Source organism: Ralstonia condita, assembly GCF_958405655.1.
In the GTDB taxonomy this organism is placed as follows: Bacteria; Pseudomonadota; Gammaproteobacteria; order Burkholderiales; family Burkholderiaceae; genus Ralstonia; species Ralstonia condita.
In genome coordinates this window covers 821229-835065 of sequence record NZ_CATYWO010000001.1, presented here as the reverse complement: position 1 = coordinate 835065, position 13837 = coordinate 821229, and the positions used below count along the sequence as shown (strand labels likewise).

Genomic DNA, 13837 nt, shown 5'->3' with positions numbered 1-13837 from the left:
CAACACCGCCCTGAAAGGCGGCGCTGTCGTCTTGGCTTAAAGTCAGCCGACCTGCGGCTGCACTGCGGGTTCTGCGGCCTCTTCCACCGCCTCCTCTTCAGCCGGCTCATACTTCGCCACCACGGCCGTGGCCAGGCTGTTGCCGATCACGTTGGTGGCCGTGCGGCCCATGTCGAAGAACTGGTCGATCCCGATGATCAGCAGCAGACCGGCTTCGGGCAGATGGAACATCGGCAGCGTGGCTGCCACCACCACCAGCGAGGCACGCGCCACACCGGCCATGCCCTTGCTCGTGAGCATCAGGACCAGCAGCAGCGTCAGTTGCTGCGTGAAGCCCATCTCGATGTTGTAGGCCTGCGCGATGAACAGCACCGCAAACGCCTGGTACATCATCGAGCCATCGAGGTTGAACGAGTAACCCAGCGGCAGCACGAAGCTCGAAATGCGCTTGGGCACGCCAAAGCGGTCAAGCGCCTCGATCGTCTTCGGGTAAGCGGACTCGCTGCTCGCCGTGGCGAACGCCAGCAGCGTCGGCTCACGAATCAGCCCCAGCAGACGGCCCAGCGAACGACCCAGCAGCACGTAGCCGACAAAGAACAGGATCGCCCACAGCAGCGCAAGGCCCAGGTAGAACTCGCCGATCAGCTTGCCGTACGTCCACAGCACGCCCACGCCTTCCACCGTGATGGCGGCGGCCATGGCGGCAAAGACGCCCAGCGGCGCGAAGCGCATCACGTAGTCGGTAATGCGGAACATCAGCTTGGTCAGCTCTTCCAGGCCACGGCCGATCACGCTGTCCATCGGGTTCTTCATCGTCGACAGCGCGGCGCCGAAGAACAGCGAGAACACCAGGATCTGCAGGATCTCGTTGGTGGCCATGGCCTCCACGATGCTGTGCGGGAACACGTGCGTGATGAAGGCCTTAAGGGTGAAGTCACCGGTCTTCAGGCCCGACGTGGCCGACACATCCGGCAGCGCGAGGTTCATGTGCACACCCGGCTGGAAGAAGTTGACCAGGAGCATACCCAGCGCCAGCGACGTCGCCGACGCGCACACAAACCAGATCAATACATTGAACCGATTGAATTTGCAGGCTGCTGCAATGCCGCATGAACATTGGCTGGATGTTCCAGCGCCACGGATTGTTGAGGAACAGGCAATGCTGACGAGGGATGCCTGCAAGCGGCGCCGCATGCACATGAAAAGCGGCGCCTCCGGCATATACGTCCCTGCTACGATCATGGGCTCACTCACCTACACCACGGAGCCCGCAATGAACATGGCGCCCTTCGCTTTCGGCACGACCGACTGGTCCGCCGTCGAGACCACCGAACATGCCGGCGAGACCGGCACGGCGATCTGGCGTACACGCTACTTCGGTGACGCGTCGAACCGCATCCGCGTGCGCATGGTCGATTACACGGCGGGCTATCTGGCAGACCACTGGTGCAGGAAGGGGCACATCCTCTTCTGCCTGGAAGGCGAACTGGAAACCACGTTGGAGGACGGCCGCAGGTTCGTGCTCACACCCGGCATGAGCTACCAGGTGGGCGACGATGCCGAGGCCCACCAGTCCTGCACGAAGACCGGCGCGCGGCTGTTCATCGTGGATTGACGCCGCGCGGTGACCAGCGGCGATCAGGGCTGCGTAAAACCGATCGAACGGTGCTCGCGCAGCGCCGGCTTGATGGAATGTTCCTGCCGCAATTGCGCGAGAAACGCCTCCGGATCGAGCGCCTCGCCCAGCAACACGGACTGCTGCTTCACCACAGCGAAATCGCCCGGCGTCAGCATGTCGAGCGAGGCGAGGATCTCTCGCCAGATGGGCTTGAGCGCCTCCGCCTTGCCCGCCAGCGCCTCGACGATGAACATCTGCTCACGCTGGGCGCGCATCAGCGGCTTGAAGCGGATCTTGAACGCAAAGCGCCGCAGCGCCGCCTCGTCGATGCGATCGAAGAGGTTGGTCGTACAGATGAAGATGCCGTCAAAGCGCTCCATGCCTTGCAGCATCTCGTTGACCTCCGACACTTCGTAGTGACGTACCGCGCCTTGACGACTCTGCATGAAGCTGTCGGCCTCGTCGAGCAAGAGCAGCGCGCGCTCCTCTTCCGCGCGCGAGAACATGGCGGCGATCTGCTGTTCGGTCTCCCCAACGTACTTGCTCATCAGATCCGATGCGCGGCGGATCATCAGCGGCACGTCGAGTTGCGCGGCAATGTGCTCGGCCAGCACCGTCTTGCCTGTTCCCGGCGGCCCGTAAAAGCACAGCGTGCCGCGTTTTCGGGCGCGCAGCGCATCGATGATGCGCTCCACCGAGAAACGCGATTCGAGGTTCAGGTAGTCCAGCTTGTATTCGGTCACGACGCGATGCGCCTGCACTTCCGGACGCAGGCCCATGGCCTGATCGGCGTGATCAAGCTGACGCACGATCAGGGATTCGGCCGACTCCTCCATGGCGGGCTGCGTGAGGCGCGCAAAGCGCGCCGCAGAGTCGATCTGGGCGGGCGTGAGCGTCTTGCGCGCAGCCAGCTTGGCCATGAAGGCATCCGATACGTCCAGGCCTTCCAGATGCTTGCGGATGATGCTTTCGCGCACCGCCGACGGCGGCACTTTCAATTCAAGATGGAACTGGAAACGCCGCAAGTACGCCGGGTCGATCTGGCGGATGGAGTTCGACACCCAGATCACCGGCACCGGGTTCTGTTCCAGCGTCTGGTTGACCCACGCCTTTCCGTTGACCGAGCCGCGCGGCTCCTCATGCCCGAACAGGCTCATCAACTCGCGCGTCGGGCCGGGGAATACATCCTCCACCTCATCGAACAACAGCACCGCGCCGGGCCGCCCGCGCAGGAACGCCTGCGAGACCTGCAGCGAGCGATAGCGATCTTTGCCGTTGAGACTGTTGCCATCCTTGTCCAGGCAATCCACTTCATACAGCTCACAGCCCGCATCGCGTGCCAGCACGCGCGCCAGCTCGGTCTTGCCGGTGCCGGGCGCGCCGTACAGCAGGATGTTCACGCCCGCCGCGCGCTGCTGCGATGCATTCTCCAGCAGAGCGGTCAGATAGCGCGCGTCAGTCTCGACATGCGGGTAATCCGCCTGTGAGAGTTCGGTGGGCGGGGCGGGACGCGTGAAGACGGCCATCATCTCCGCCTCGCTGGCGTAGTCGCCCAGCAGCACGTGCAGCAGGCGGTCGGAGATGCGCATCAGGTCACCGAGATCGGTGACGCTGTTTTCGGGCAGCGGCGGCTCGATCAGGCCGAGCGTTTCCAGACGCGAGCCAGGACGCAGCGAGGCGGCGACCTCGGCGGTGCTCGCCCCCGCAAGGCCGGCCAGCAGCTGGAATGCTTCCTGGCTGTGCGCGACCTTGCAATCGACCATCACCGCGCGGAGGTCGCGCTTGTACTTCACGAGCGACGCAAACAGCAGCAGCGCGCGCTCATGCGGCGGCAGGCCCAGCACGCGCGCCAGCATGTCGATGTTGCCGACCAGCAGGACGCGCTCGTTTGCCAGCCGTGCGCCCAGGACATCGCACGAGGCGCCGAAGACGGTGAACATGTCCTTGGCGTGATGCTTGACGTATTCATCGAGGTAATAGAACAGCGAGCCCTCATCGAAGGCGCTGCTCCATTGGCCGTGGCGGTCCATGAATGTGGGCAGGTCCAGCTTACCCACGGCGCGCCAGCCCGGCATGTCCGCGCAGCGCGCGGCCAGGAAGCGCTGCAGGCGCTGGATGACCGTCACGGGCCAGACCAGTTCCGGCGCGCAGACGGTCAGGATGTCGTTGATATTGGTGCGCAAATTGAAGCGCAAGCCCATCGCACATACCGTGCGAAGCGCGAATTGCGCACACATGGAGTCCAGCGACGAGACCAGCGCCTGGGGCTGTCTGCCGCCGGTGGGGACGAATGTGCCGTCGTCATCGGCGTCGTCCAGGCTGAGGTTGGCTTCATCCATGGTCGCCCCCTTTCCCCGTTTCACGGTTGGCCGGCCGGTCACCGCGTTCGAATGTTTTTTCATCCTAGCGCGTTTGCGCCCGGTGCGTACCCCGGGTTCATCCCCGTGTCCGCACATTGCGGGGCTGCTCCGGCCGCGCACGCAAGCCGCCCAAGCAGCCAAGGGCCTGCCATCCGCCATCTGGACGTGGCCCGCACCCCACGAATCGCATGGTATTTTCGCAAATAGGAATCATTAGCGTTTATACTGCATCAATCAAAGCGATAGCGCAGATCAAAGCCGCATCCCGCTGTCGCAACATTGTTGCAATATGTAGGCCTACAATACCTGCCATGCTGGCGGCGACCCCGCTGGCTCCAACGCTAGGCGTCATGGAACTGCTCCTCAGTCTGCTCATCAGCATCGGCGTTTCATTGCTCGTTTTTGGCAAGCGCTGAAGCCTTCGTCCTGCTGCCAGACACGCCGCACACTAACCCTTTCTGCCTTCGATTCCCGGTCGTTGATGATTCACCCACGTACTCTCAAGATCCTGGTGGTCGTGCTGATGCTGCACGCGGGCGTGCTGATGATGATCCAGCTCGGCCTGATTCAGCCGCCCCTCAGCGAGGAGGCGCCGCCTGAACTGCAGGTGAACCTCATTCCCGCAGTGCGGCCGGAGCCGATCCGGCAGCCGGAGCCGCCCAAACAGCCGCCCGTGAAGCAGGAAGCACCCAAGCAGGTCAATCTGGTCAAGCCGGCGCCGCAGCCCAGGCCGACCCCGATGCCGACGCCCGCGCTGCCGCCATCGGACAACGCACCCGTGGCGCCCCCGGCACCGCCCGCGCCGCCTGCCCCGCCCGTCGAGGCAGCGCCTGCGCCCGCACCCGTACCATCGGGCCCGATCAGCGTCGGCCTCAATGACATCCAGTGCAGCGACCCCCAACCGGTATACCCATCGATGTCGCAAAAGATGGGCGAGGAAGGCCGCACGCTGGTCAAACTCTCCATCGGCACAGCTGGCGAGGTCACCAATGTGGCCGTAGTCACGTCGTCTGGCTCCCCTCGCCTGGACCGCGCAGCTACCGAAGCGGCCCGCGGCATCAAGTGCACTCCATACAAGCAGAACGGCCGTGCTGTGCCCGTCGTGGCCAGCAAGCCGTACGTGTTCAAGCTCGATAACTAATCCGATCTGTCTCTCGTCATCAGGAAACCCACTATGCAGGAACTCGGTCTTTCCCACCTCTGGACACAAGGCGACATCGTCACGCGCGCCACGGCGATTCTGCTGCTGATCATGTCGCTCGCCTCGTGGATCGTCATCCTCACCAAGGCGTGGGATATCGTGCGCCTCAAGTCGATGGCGCAAGGCGCTGAAAAGCGCTTCTGGCATTCCGATGATTTCGATCACGCGATGCAGACGCTGGGCTCACCCAAGGACAATCCGTTCTACACGCTTGCACAAACCGGCCGCGAAGCCGCGCAGCACCATCGCGCCAGCCAGCCGCAATTGCATGACGTGATGGATATTTCCGACTGGATCACGCGTTCGCTCAAGAGCGCCATCGATGAATCGGTCGGGCAGATGCAATCCGGTCTGGCCGTGCTGGCGTCGGTCGGTTCGACTGCGCCATTCGTCGGCCTGTTCGGGACCGTGTGGGGCATTTATCACGCGCTGCTCGGCATTGGCGCGGTGGGCGTGCCCACCATCGACAAGGTGGCCGGCCCCGTGGGGGAATCGCTCATCATGACGGCATTCGGCCTGGCGGTGGCCATTCCGGCGGTGCTGGGCTACAACGCCCTCACACGCGGCAACAAGGCCGTCATCGCCAAGCTCAACCGCTTTGCACATGACCTGCACGCTTACTTCGTGACCGGCGCACGCCTGCGCCCGAGCAGTCAGCGTGACGACGGCGGCGTCCGCCTCACCGCTGTGAAGCCGCAGTAAGGAGTCGCCATGGCCTTCGGATCTTTCGACAGCGATGACGACGTCATGAGCGAAATCAACATGACGCCGCTGGTCGACGTCATGTTGGTGCTGCTCATCATCTTCATCATTACGATTCCCGTGATCAACCATGCGGTGAAGATTGACCTGCCGCGCGCCTCCAACAAACCCGACGATGCCAAGCCGCAAAGCGTGAACGTGGAGATCGACGCGCAGGGCCAGGTGTTCTGGAACAACCAGCCGGTCGACGAGGCCACGCTGCAGGCGGATATTGCCCAGGCCGCGCAGCAGCAGCCCCAGCCCGAAATGCATCTGCGGGCGGATCGGAACGTCCGTTATGAACGCGTGGCGCAGGTGATGGCGGCCATCCAGCGCGGAGGCCTCGCCCGCATCGGCTTCGTCACCGAGCCGCAGCGTAACTGACACCGCCGGCAGGCTGACGTCACTCACCCCCCGCCCTCGCGCGGGGGTTCGTCATTTCAAGCATCGTGCACCGCGAGATCAGTGACCCCTGGGGCGCAAGGGCTCAGCACATCGTCAGGCGAACCTTGAAATGATAACGATTCTCATTTATTCTGCTGCGTATTCGCTGGAAACGCTCTTTCCAGCCAACGCTTTGCTGCTCGCCTGGAACGCTCAATGATTGCCGCCGAACACCAAGACGCAGGACGCACCGTGACACGCCGCCGCCATATCATCGTGGCCCGCACACGCCCAACCCGCGCCGACGCCGCACCTGCACCCGCAGCCGCGCAAGCTGCCGAGCCCGCCGCCACGGCAGGCACCGCGACAAGGACGATGACCTCGGAGCAGCTCTTCGCCGGTCAGAACGCGGTGGCCATCCATCACAACGGCGCTGTGTACACCCTGCGTGTGACGCGCTTTGGCAAGCTGATCCTGACCAAGTAACACGCACCGGCTTTTGTGGGGACATCTCTCTCAGGAGACATTCGGCCGTAGCCAGCCATCGTCATTTCGCGTTGGCAGACGTCCAGACCCGTCTGCCTGACGACCGCCAGCCAAGCCGTTCTTTTCTCGCCACCCAAAGAAAAAAGGGCGCGACTTGCGCCACGCCCTCCTCTTCGGGCCACTTCGCGATCTGCGTATCAGCAGATCACGTGCACAGCGGCAATGCCCGCCTTGGCGATCTGCACGTCTTCCGACGACTTCACGCCCGATACGCCCACGGCGCCGGCACAAACGCCTTCCACCAGAATGGGGACGCCGCCCTCCAGCATGCCTTGCAGGTGCGGTGCAGACAGGAACGAGATACGGCCGTTGTTGATGATGTCCTCGTAGATCTTCGATTCACGGCGGCCCAGCGCGGCCGTCTTGGCCTTTTCCGGTGCAATGTACGCAGAGATGACTGCGCAGCCGTCCATGCGGCGCAGGCCCATCAGATGGCCGCCGTCATCGACCACGGCGATCGTCACAGCCCATTGATGCGCGCGCGCTTCCTTCTCGGCGGCATCCAGGATTTTGGTGACATCGTCCTGGCACAGGCAGGGCTTGGTTTTCATGACGTTCTCCTTGGTCGAGGTGATACGGATGCGCGAATGCCGCGCAAAGCGAAAGTATGCCACCGGCGTGCGCCGCTTCCAGAGCACGATCCTCTTCATCCAGCGCAAAGGAGCCGATACATTTCTGCATCTTCAGTATCGTCGCGCGTGCGCGGCTTGCCAGGTGAATGTTCTTCCGCCACGCACGCGCAGCCGACAGGCAAGAAAAAGCCCGGTGTGACCCGGGCTGGATGTCGTGCGGCAACGGCGGATCAAGCGCCATCGGTATAGGGATCCCGGCGGCCGACCCCGGCGCCTTCCGTGTACGGGCCGGGGGGCGCCGTCCTGGCACCGTCTGTGTAGGGATCGGCACGGCCGATCTTCGCACCATCGGTGTAAAGGTCTGCACGGCTCACCTTGTGGATCGGCTGGTCGGGCTCGATCGAGCCGGCGTGCGCGACTGTCGCGCCGAGCGCGAGCGCCAAGCCGCCTGCGGTAACGGCGAGGGCGCGGATTGCAGATCGTTGCGTCGTGACTTGCATGTGGCCTCCTTCGGTCATGGCAGTGTGAACATGCGATCGGCCAAGGACGCCGTCGGTTCTGCCCCGTGCGCGTTTGTCACGTAGCAACCACGTCGCTTGCCCGTCGTGGATTTCTACGCAGATGCCGTGCCTGCGGCGTGCCGGCAAAGAAAAAGGCTCCCAAGGGAGCCTTTTCATCGAGCAGCCTGCCGTTCAACGCCAGTGTCCCCAGCGACGGCCGTCATACCAGCGGTACCGTGGCCCCCACCGATACCACCCCGCACCGACCACCACCGGAGGTGGACCGTAGTACACGGGCGCCGGAGCGTAATACACGGGGGGCGGCGGAGGCGCGTAGTACGCCGGGGGCGGCGGCGGGTAATAAACCGGAGCAGGTGCCACATACACCGGAGCGGGAACCACCGGAATACCGAAGCCAATGCCGACGCTCACGTGCGCCGACGCTACCTGCGGCACGGCCAGCACCGCCAGTGCCGCCGCACCTGCAATCAACAGCCCATTGCGTCGAGTCATCTTCATCACCTGCAGCTTGAGAAGCGCCAGCCAAACCCTGGCCCGCGCCGATTACGGTATCTGTATTGTATTCACGGCAAAAAACGCAGGTGATACGGTGCTCGCGATTTGGTAACAGAACGTAACCTCCACACGCGACACCCCTGGCGCGGCAGCTCAACCTGGCGTCGGGCTGCAGTCCAACTCCCCAGCGGCGATCATTGCGTCGGCATAGGCGCGGGCCGCTTCGAGGGCGACGCTGGCGCTCGGGTAGGTATTCGTCGATTCGCGCACGGTGGTACGTGGCAGAAGCGTCTGGCCGGTGCTCGCATGCAGGATGCTCACTTCCGCGCGCCATGCATTCGGCGAGAGTTCATAGGCTGACACCTCGATCTTGCAATCGTCTCGGAAAGTCATGTGTCCTCCGGTTCATATTGAAGCGTCGCGGCCGCTCGTCAATGCACGAACAGCCAGATCAACAACAACAAGAACGCGGGAACACCGAGTAACCACGCAACGAGATAGGGCATGACGGCCTCCTACATGTTGGATGGACATGTAGGAAGCCTACAAACATGCGCACAGTGGGAGTGTCGACGCCGTCCCGCACCGTTTTGTAGGACTGGACCGAAATCGCCGTCGGCAGCGTGCCGACATTGCTAGCCCGTGCGCGGCTGCCTCAATGTGACGCTTCGTCCTTGGCGATCGCGTCACTCACCTCGGCCACGGCCTCCTCGGCAGCCTCCGCGGCAGCGACTTCCAAGCCCACCGAAGCCTTCAGGAACCTGATCGCGGCTTCTGCGCCGGGAGGCGCGGCGTCGACAAAATTTTCGGTGACGAAGCCCCATTGGCGACGCACCTCGTCGCCATGGCGCTGCAACGCGCGGGTGATGGCGTTCTGCGTCTGCACCCCGATTTCGACAAGATTGCGCGTGTAGCCCGAGACCCGCTCGCCGGCAGGCTGCAGATAACGCGCCTGCGCGCTCCACCATTGGCCTGGGTCCTGTGCGTCGGCAGCCTCGTGCAGGCACTGCCCGGTTTCGCCAAAGCCGGCCTTGAACGCTTGGAGGTTGAGCCCGATCAGGCGATTGACGCCGTCAACGGTTTCTTCGGTAACGGCCAACCACGCTTCGAGCTGCGAGCGTTGAAGCAGGCCGAGTTGCTCCAGAGTCATCATGTCGGGTTCTCCCTCGCGAGATGGGTAAATGCGTCCGGCACGCGCCGGGCGTTTCAGTGTAGTCGCGGGCGAAAGCAATTTCCTTGACCTCGCCCATCTGTCCGACCGGTCTCGCGACAAGATCGTCCATCGTGAACCGCGCCGGGAGGGGTGGAACCGGCGAGGACCGTCCGTCTGGCATGCGGAGGCGTTCGCCGCGTGGGCGTGGGCGCCCTGCGGTACATGCTCACGCCCCATCGGCCCAGCCCGGCACCGGGGCTGCCGGCACGCCATGACAGAACGGACAGGGCGTGTTCCCGCGCGGGGAACTTTGTTGCCGGAGGCATCCCCGGCCATGTGGGAATCGGCTGACAGTGTTTTCAGGCAGCGATGCCTGCACATGGTCGCGCCGGCGCCCTTTAATCCAGGTATACAAATGACGCGAGGAGTTGTTTATGCGTGCCTTCGTATCCTTGTTCCTGGCGGCCGCGTTGGCATCCGTCAGCGGATGCGCGGACATGACACCCAAGCAGCGCAATACCGCACTGGGGGCGGCTGCAGGTGGTATCGCCGGGGCGGCCATCTGGGGCGGCCCGGGCGCCACGCTCGGTGGCGCAGCGCTGGGTGGCGTGATCGGCAATGCGGCCACCAGATAGCGCTGTATCTCAGTTCGCGGGTGAGGGCCAGGCAGCATGCCTGGCCCTTTTTGTTGACTGAGCGCGGGGCTTTCCTCGCGGATGCCCCTCGCACGCGCACGGCTGGGCGAGCGCATAATCGGCGTTTTGCAACGGAGGCGACGTGCGATACGAGCACCCAGGCTTTGCCGTGAGCAGCACACCGATCCTGAGCGTCGAGGGCTTGCGCAAGCAGTACGGCGGCCAGACCGTGGTCGACAACCTGAGCTTCAAGGTCCGCCGCGGACAGTGCTTCGGACTGCTGGGCCCAAATGGCGCAGGCAAGACGACCACGCTGCGCATGCTGCTCGGCATGACGATGCCCGACGCGGGCACGCTGCAACTCTGCGGCGAGGCGGTCCCCGAGTTTGCCCACCGCGCGCGCATGCGAGTGGGCGTGGTGCCGCAGTTCGACAATCTCGACCCGGATTTTTCCGTCACGGAAAACCTGCACATCTTCGGGCGTTACTTTGGGCTCTCCTCTGCCGAGATCCGCGCACGCATCCCTGCGCTGCTCGAATTTGCACGGCTCGAGCAAAAGGCTGACGCACAGGTGCGCGCGTTGTCGGGCGGCATGAAGCGGCGGCTGACGGTTGCTCGGGCGCTCATCAACGATCCGGATATTCTGGTCATGGACGAGCCGACCACCGGGCTGGACCCGCAGGCACGCCACCTGATCTGGGAGCGCCTGCGTTCGCTGCTCGCGAATGGCAAGACCATCCTGCTGACGACGCACTTCATGGAAGAAGCCGAGCGCCTCTGCGATGAGCTGTGCGTGATCGACAATGGCCGCAAGATCGCGCAGGGCAAGCCACACGAGCTCATCGCCCGCGAGATCGGCTGCGACGTGGTCGAGGTCTATGGCGAAGAACTCAGCGCGCTGCGCACGCTCCTCGCTCCGCTGGCCGAACGCGTGGAAACCAGCGGCGAAACGCTCTTCTGTTACGCACGCGATCCACAACCCCTGGTGGCGGCGTTGCGCGCCCAGAGCGAAGCGCACACCATGCCCGGCCTGCGTTACCTCCACCGCCCCGCCAACCTCGAAGACGTTTTCCTGCGCCTGACCGGCCGCGAAATGCGAGACTGAGGCGCTTATTCATGTCCACTGAAACCACGCTTTCCGTCCCGCAGCAGCGCGCTTATCCGCAACCACTGCTGCCGCTCAATTTCCGGAACTGGCAGTACGTCTGGCTGCGCAACTTCATGGTGTGGCGCAAGCTGGCCATCCCGTCGATGGCCGGCAACCTGGCCGATCCGATGATCTACCTGTTCGGCCTGGGTCTCGGCCTCGGTCTTCTGGTCGGACACGTGGATGGGGTTTCGTACATTGCCTTCCTGGCCGCCGGCACAGTCGCGTCGAGCACCATGATGTCGGCCAGCTTCGAGGCGATGTACTCGGCGTTCTCGCGCATGCACGTGCAGCGCACGTGGGAGGCGATCCTGTACGCGCCGCTCAGTCTGGGCGACGTGGTGCTCGGCGAACTGATCTGGGCGGCCAGCAAGTCTGTATTGTCGGGCCTGGCGATCATGCTGGTGGCAGGCGCGCTCGGCTACGCATCGATGCCGCAGGCGTTACTTGCGCTGCCGGTCGTTGTGCTCACGGGCTTTGTCTTCGCCTGCCTGGCGATGAACATGACCGCCCTGGCGCCCAACTATGACTTCTTCATGTTCTATCAGACGCTGGTGATCACACCGATGATGCTGCTCTCGGGCGTGTTCTTTCCATTGTCACAGCTGCCGGCGCCAGTGCGCGCGGCAACAAACGTGCTGCCCTTGCCGCATGCCGTTGAGTTGATCCGCCCGCTGATGCTGGGTCGTACGCCCGACAACATCCTGCTGCACCTCGGTGTGCTGCTGCTCTATGCCGTTGGCGCACTGTGGCTGTGCCTTTGGCTGCTGCGTCGGCGCATGCTCAAATGACGCCGCCATTGGGCCGCCCAAGAAAAAGCCCGTCCACACTGGACGGGCTTTTTTGTTCCGCTTCTGCCGCCTACTCGTTCACGGCAGAGCGCTGCAGATGCAGTTGCGTGCGCGGATCATCGTTCTGCGCCTGATCGGCCCCAGCGGCAGAGTTGTTGCGTGCAGTCTCCAGTCGATCGAGATATGCCTCGTCGATATCCCCCGTCACATACTTGCCGTCGAAGCACGACGCGTCGAAATCCTTGAGCGCCGGGTTGACGTCGCGCACGGCGCGCTTCATGTCTTCCACGTCCTGATAGACGAGCTGATCGGCGCCGATGATCTTGGCAATCTCTTCGTGCGTGCGGCCGTAGGCGACGAGTTCACCGCGGGTGGGCATATCGATCCCGTACACGTTCGGATATTTCACGGGCGGCGCCGCGGAAGCAAAGATCACCTTCTTGGCACCGGCGTCACGCGCCATCTGCACGATCTCCGACGACGTCGTGCCACGCACGATGGAGTCGTCGACGATCAGCACGTTCTTGCCCTTGAACTCGATCGCCATGGCGTTGAGCTTCTGGCGCACCGACTTCTTGCGCACCGCCTGGCCCGGCATGATGAAGGTCCGGCCCACATAGCGGTTCTTGAAGAAACCCTCGCGATAGGGCACGCCCAGATGGTTGGCGACCTGCATGGCGGCCGGTCGCGACGAGTCCGGGATCGGCATCACCACGTCGATCCGATCCGTCACTTCACGCTTGATCTTCTCGGCCAGATAGTCGCCCATGCGCAGGCGCGCGTCGTACACCGACACGCCATCAATGCGCGAGTCCGGACGCGCCAGGTAAACGTATTCAAAGATGCACGGTGTCAGGACCGGGTTTTCGGCGCATTGCTTGGTGTGCAGCTTGCCTTCCAGATCGATGAAGATGGCTTCACCGGGCGCCACGTCGCGCTCGAATTTGAAGCCGATGCCTTCCAGCGCCACTGATTCCGAGGCCACCATGTACTCAATGCTGCCGTCCGGCGTTTCCTGGCTGCCGAGGGCCAGCGGACGGATACCGAACGGGTCGCGCACAGCCAGCACGCCGTAGCCGGAGATCTCGGCGACGATAGCGTACGAACCGCGCACGCGACGATGCACACCCTCCACGGCCGTGAAGATGGAGTGGCGGTCCAGCGGGATGTCATTGCTTGCACGCTGCAGCTCGTCAGCCAGCACGTTGAGCAGCACTTCGGAGTCCGACTGCGTGTTGATGTGACGGCGGTCGCGCCGGAACATTTCTTCGCGCAGTTGATCGGAGTTCGTCAGGTTGCCGTTATGCGCCAGCACGATGCCGAACGGCGCATTGACATAGAACGGCTGCGCCTCTTCTTCGTTCGACGTTCCAGCCGTCGGATAACGCACCTGGCCGATACCGCTTGTCCCGGGAAGGCCACGCATATTGCGGGTGCGGAACACATCACGAACCATGCCGTTCGCCTTGTGCATATAGAAGGTGCTGCCGGATGCGGTGGCAATACCGGCCGCGTCCTGCCCACGGTGCTGCAAGAGCAGCAGGCTGTCATAGATGAGCTGATTGACAGGCGTGGATGAAACCACGCCAACGATACCGCACATGTCGATCTCCAGCGAGAACGTATTGGAGGCGCCAACACCCGTTGCAGGCGCCAAAAAAAACCTTCCAGGT

16 protein-coding genes and 1 pseudogene are annotated in these 13837 nt (G+C 63.5%); 9 read left to right on the top strand and 8 right to left on the bottom strand.

Going from position 1 to position 13837, the window contains the following annotated elements; genetic code table 11:
* Nucleotides 1–42: 42 nt before the first annotated feature.
* Nucleotides 43–1068: pseudogene (locus R2N03_RS03895) on the bottom strand (dicarboxylate/amino acid:cation symporter); the annotation flags it as partial.
* Nucleotides 1069–1273: 205 nt separating this feature from the next.
* Between R2N03_RS03895 and R2N03_RS03890 the strand changes: the two are divergent.
* Nucleotides 1274–1615, top strand: a complete 342-nt coding sequence (locus R2N03_RS03890) for a DHCW motif cupin fold protein (protein ID WP_316655382.1) — start codon at nt 1274–1276, stop codon at nt 1613–1615.
* 23 nt (nt 1616–1638) lie between these two features.
* On the opposite strand, the gene R2N03_RS03885 is transcribed toward R2N03_RS03890, so the two are convergent.
* Complete coding sequence (locus R2N03_RS03885) at nt 1639–3957, bottom strand: AAA family ATPase (RefSeq protein WP_316655380.1); 2319 nt, start codon at nt 3955–3957, stop codon at nt 1639–1641.
* Between the two features lie 502 nt (nt 3958–4459).
* On the opposite strand from R2N03_RS03885, the gene R2N03_RS03880 reads away from it, so the two are divergent.
* The 4 genes from R2N03_RS03880 to hemP all read left to right on the top strand — a co-directional run bounded on the left by R2N03_RS03880 (nt 4460) and on the right by hemP (nt 6790).
* The gene (locus R2N03_RS03880) at nt 4460–5119 is read left to right on the top strand and encodes an energy transducer TonB (RefSeq protein WP_316655378.1); all 660 of its coding nucleotides are present in this window, start codon (nt 4460–4462) and stop codon (nt 5117–5119) included.
* A gap of 33 nt (nt 5120–5152) precedes the next feature.
* Nucleotides 5153–5881, top strand: a complete 729-nt coding sequence (locus R2N03_RS03875; protein WP_316655376.1) for a MotA/TolQ/ExbB proton channel family protein — start codon at nt 5153–5155, stop codon at nt 5879–5881.
* A gap of 9 nt (nt 5882–5890) precedes the next feature.
* Nucleotides 5891–6304: an ExbD/TolR family protein gene (locus R2N03_RS03870; RefSeq protein ID WP_316655374.1), complete on the top strand. Its 414-nt coding sequence runs from the start codon at nt 5891–5893 to the stop codon at nt 6302–6304.
* Between the two features lie 216 nt (nt 6305–6520).
* Complete coding sequence (gene hemP, locus R2N03_RS03865) at nt 6521–6790, top strand: hemin uptake protein HemP (protein ID WP_316655372.1); 270 nt, start codon at nt 6521–6523, stop codon at nt 6788–6790.
* Nucleotides 6791–6987: 197 nt separating this feature from the next.
* Here hemP and R2N03_RS03860 read toward each other — a convergent pair whose 3' ends face one another.
* Nucleotides 6988–7401 (bottom strand): GlcG/HbpS family heme-binding protein, encoded by a 414-nt coding sequence (locus tag R2N03_RS03860; RefSeq protein ID WP_316655370.1) that lies wholly within the window; start codon nt 7399–7401, stop codon nt 6988–6990.
* Here R2N03_RS03860 and R2N03_RS03855 point away from each other — a divergent pair.
* Nucleotides 7400–7621, top strand: coding sequence for a hypothetical protein (locus R2N03_RS03855; RefSeq protein ID WP_316655367.1), 222 nt, complete (start codon nt 7400–7402; stop codon nt 7619–7621). The genes R2N03_RS03860 and R2N03_RS03855 overlap by 2 nt on opposite strands.
* Nucleotides 7622–7652: 31 nt before the next feature.
* On the opposite strand, the gene R2N03_RS03850 is transcribed toward R2N03_RS03855, so the two are convergent.
* The 4 genes from R2N03_RS03850 to R2N03_RS03835 form a co-directional block, all read right to left on the bottom strand.
* Nucleotides 7653–7922, bottom strand: a complete 270-nt coding sequence (locus R2N03_RS03850; RefSeq protein WP_316655365.1) for a hypothetical protein — start codon at nt 7920–7922, stop codon at nt 7653–7655.
* Between the two features lie 192 nt (nt 7923–8114).
* Nucleotides 8115–8441 carry a hypothetical protein gene (locus tag R2N03_RS03845; protein ID WP_316655363.1) on the bottom strand — a complete coding sequence of 109 codons (327 nt, stop codon included), beginning with the start codon at nt 8439–8441 and terminating at the stop codon, nt 8115–8117.
* A gap of 150 nt (nt 8442–8591) precedes the next feature.
* Nucleotides 8592–8831: a hypothetical protein gene (locus R2N03_RS03840; protein WP_316655361.1), complete on the bottom strand. Its 240-nt coding sequence runs from the start codon at nt 8829–8831 to the stop codon at nt 8592–8594.
* Between the two features lie 262 nt (nt 8832–9093).
* Nucleotides 9094–9591: a phasin family protein gene (locus tag R2N03_RS03835; protein WP_316655359.1), complete on the bottom strand. Its 498-nt coding sequence runs from the start codon at nt 9589–9591 to the stop codon at nt 9094–9096.
* 434 nt (nt 9592–10025) lie between these two features.
* On the opposite strand from R2N03_RS03835, the gene R2N03_RS03830 reads away from it, so the two are divergent.
* The 3 genes from R2N03_RS03830 (at nt 10026) to R2N03_RS03820 (ending at nt 12164) form a co-directional block, all read left to right on the top strand.
* A complete protein-coding gene (locus R2N03_RS03830) occupies nt 10026–10226 on the top strand; it encodes a YMGG-like glycine zipper-containing protein (RefSeq protein WP_316655357.1) in 201 nt (66 codons plus the stop codon).
* 142 nt (nt 10227–10368) lie between these two features.
* Nucleotides 10369–11331, top strand: a complete 963-nt coding sequence (gene nodI / locus R2N03_RS03825) for a nodulation factor ABC transporter ATP-binding protein NodI (RefSeq protein WP_316655356.1) — start codon at nt 10369–10371, stop codon at nt 11329–11331.
* A gap of 11 nt (nt 11332–11342) precedes the next feature.
* Nucleotides 11343–12164 carry an ABC transporter permease gene (locus R2N03_RS03820; RefSeq protein ID WP_316655354.1) on the top strand — a complete coding sequence of 274 codons (822 nt, stop codon included), beginning with the start codon at nt 11343–11345 and terminating at the stop codon, nt 12162–12164.
* Between the two features lie 70 nt (nt 12165–12234).
* On the opposite strand, the gene purF is transcribed toward R2N03_RS03820, so the two are convergent.
* The gene (gene purF / locus R2N03_RS03815; RefSeq protein ID WP_316656564.1) at nt 12235–13767 is read right to left on the bottom strand and encodes an amidophosphoribosyltransferase; all 1533 of its coding nucleotides are present in this window, start codon (nt 13765–13767) and stop codon (nt 12235–12237) included.
* Nucleotides 13768–13837 lie beyond the last annotated feature (70 nt).

Coding starts and splice junctions, on each gene's coding strand:
- R2N03_RS03890 (WP_316655382.1), top strand. CDS start 1,274: ATGAACATGGCGCCCTTCGCTTTCGGCACGACCGACTGGTCCGCCGTC.
- R2N03_RS03885 (WP_316655380.1), bottom strand. CDS start 3,957: ATGGATGAAGCCAACCTCAGCCTGGACGACGCCGATGACGACGGCACA.
- R2N03_RS03880 (WP_316655378.1), top strand. CDS start 4,460: ATGATTCACCCACGTACTCTCAAGATCCTGGTGGTCGTGCTGATGCTG.
- R2N03_RS03875 (WP_316655376.1), top strand. CDS start 5,153: ATGCAGGAACTCGGTCTTTCCCACCTCTGGACACAAGGCGACATCGTC.
- R2N03_RS03870 (WP_316655374.1), top strand. CDS start 5,891: ATGGCCTTCGGATCTTTCGACAGCGATGACGACGTCATGAGCGAAATC.
- hemP (WP_316655372.1), top strand. CDS start 6,521: ATGATTGCCGCCGAACACCAAGACGCAGGACGCACCGTGACACGCCGC.
- R2N03_RS03855 (WP_316655367.1), top strand. CDS start 7,400: ATGACGTTCTCCTTGGTCGAGGTGATACGGATGCGCGAATGCCGCGCA.
- R2N03_RS03860 (WP_316655370.1), bottom strand. CDS start 7,401: ATGAAAACCAAGCCCTGCCTGTGCCAGGACGATGTCACCAAAATCCTG.
- R2N03_RS03850 (WP_316655365.1), bottom strand. CDS start 7,922: ATGCAAGTCACGACGCAACGATCTGCAATCCGCGCCCTCGCCGTTACC.
- R2N03_RS03845 (WP_316655363.1), bottom strand. CDS start 8,441: ATGAAGATGACTCGACGCAATGGGCTGTTGATTGCAGGTGCGGCGGCA.
- R2N03_RS03840 (WP_316655361.1), bottom strand. CDS start 8,831: ATGACTTTCCGAGACGATTGCAAGATCGAGGTGTCAGCCTATGAACTC.
- R2N03_RS03835 (WP_316655359.1), bottom strand. CDS start 9,591: ATGATGACTCTGGAGCAACTCGGCCTGCTTCAACGCTCGCAGCTCGAA.
- R2N03_RS03830 (WP_316655357.1), top strand. CDS start 10,026: ATGCGTGCCTTCGTATCCTTGTTCCTGGCGGCCGCGTTGGCATCCGTC.
- R2N03_RS03820 (WP_316655354.1), top strand. CDS start 11,343: ATGTCCACTGAAACCACGCTTTCCGTCCCGCAGCAGCGCGCTTATCCG.
- purF (WP_316656564.1), bottom strand. CDS start 13,767: ATGTGCGGTATCGTTGGCGTGGTTTCATCCACGCCTGTCAATCAGCTC.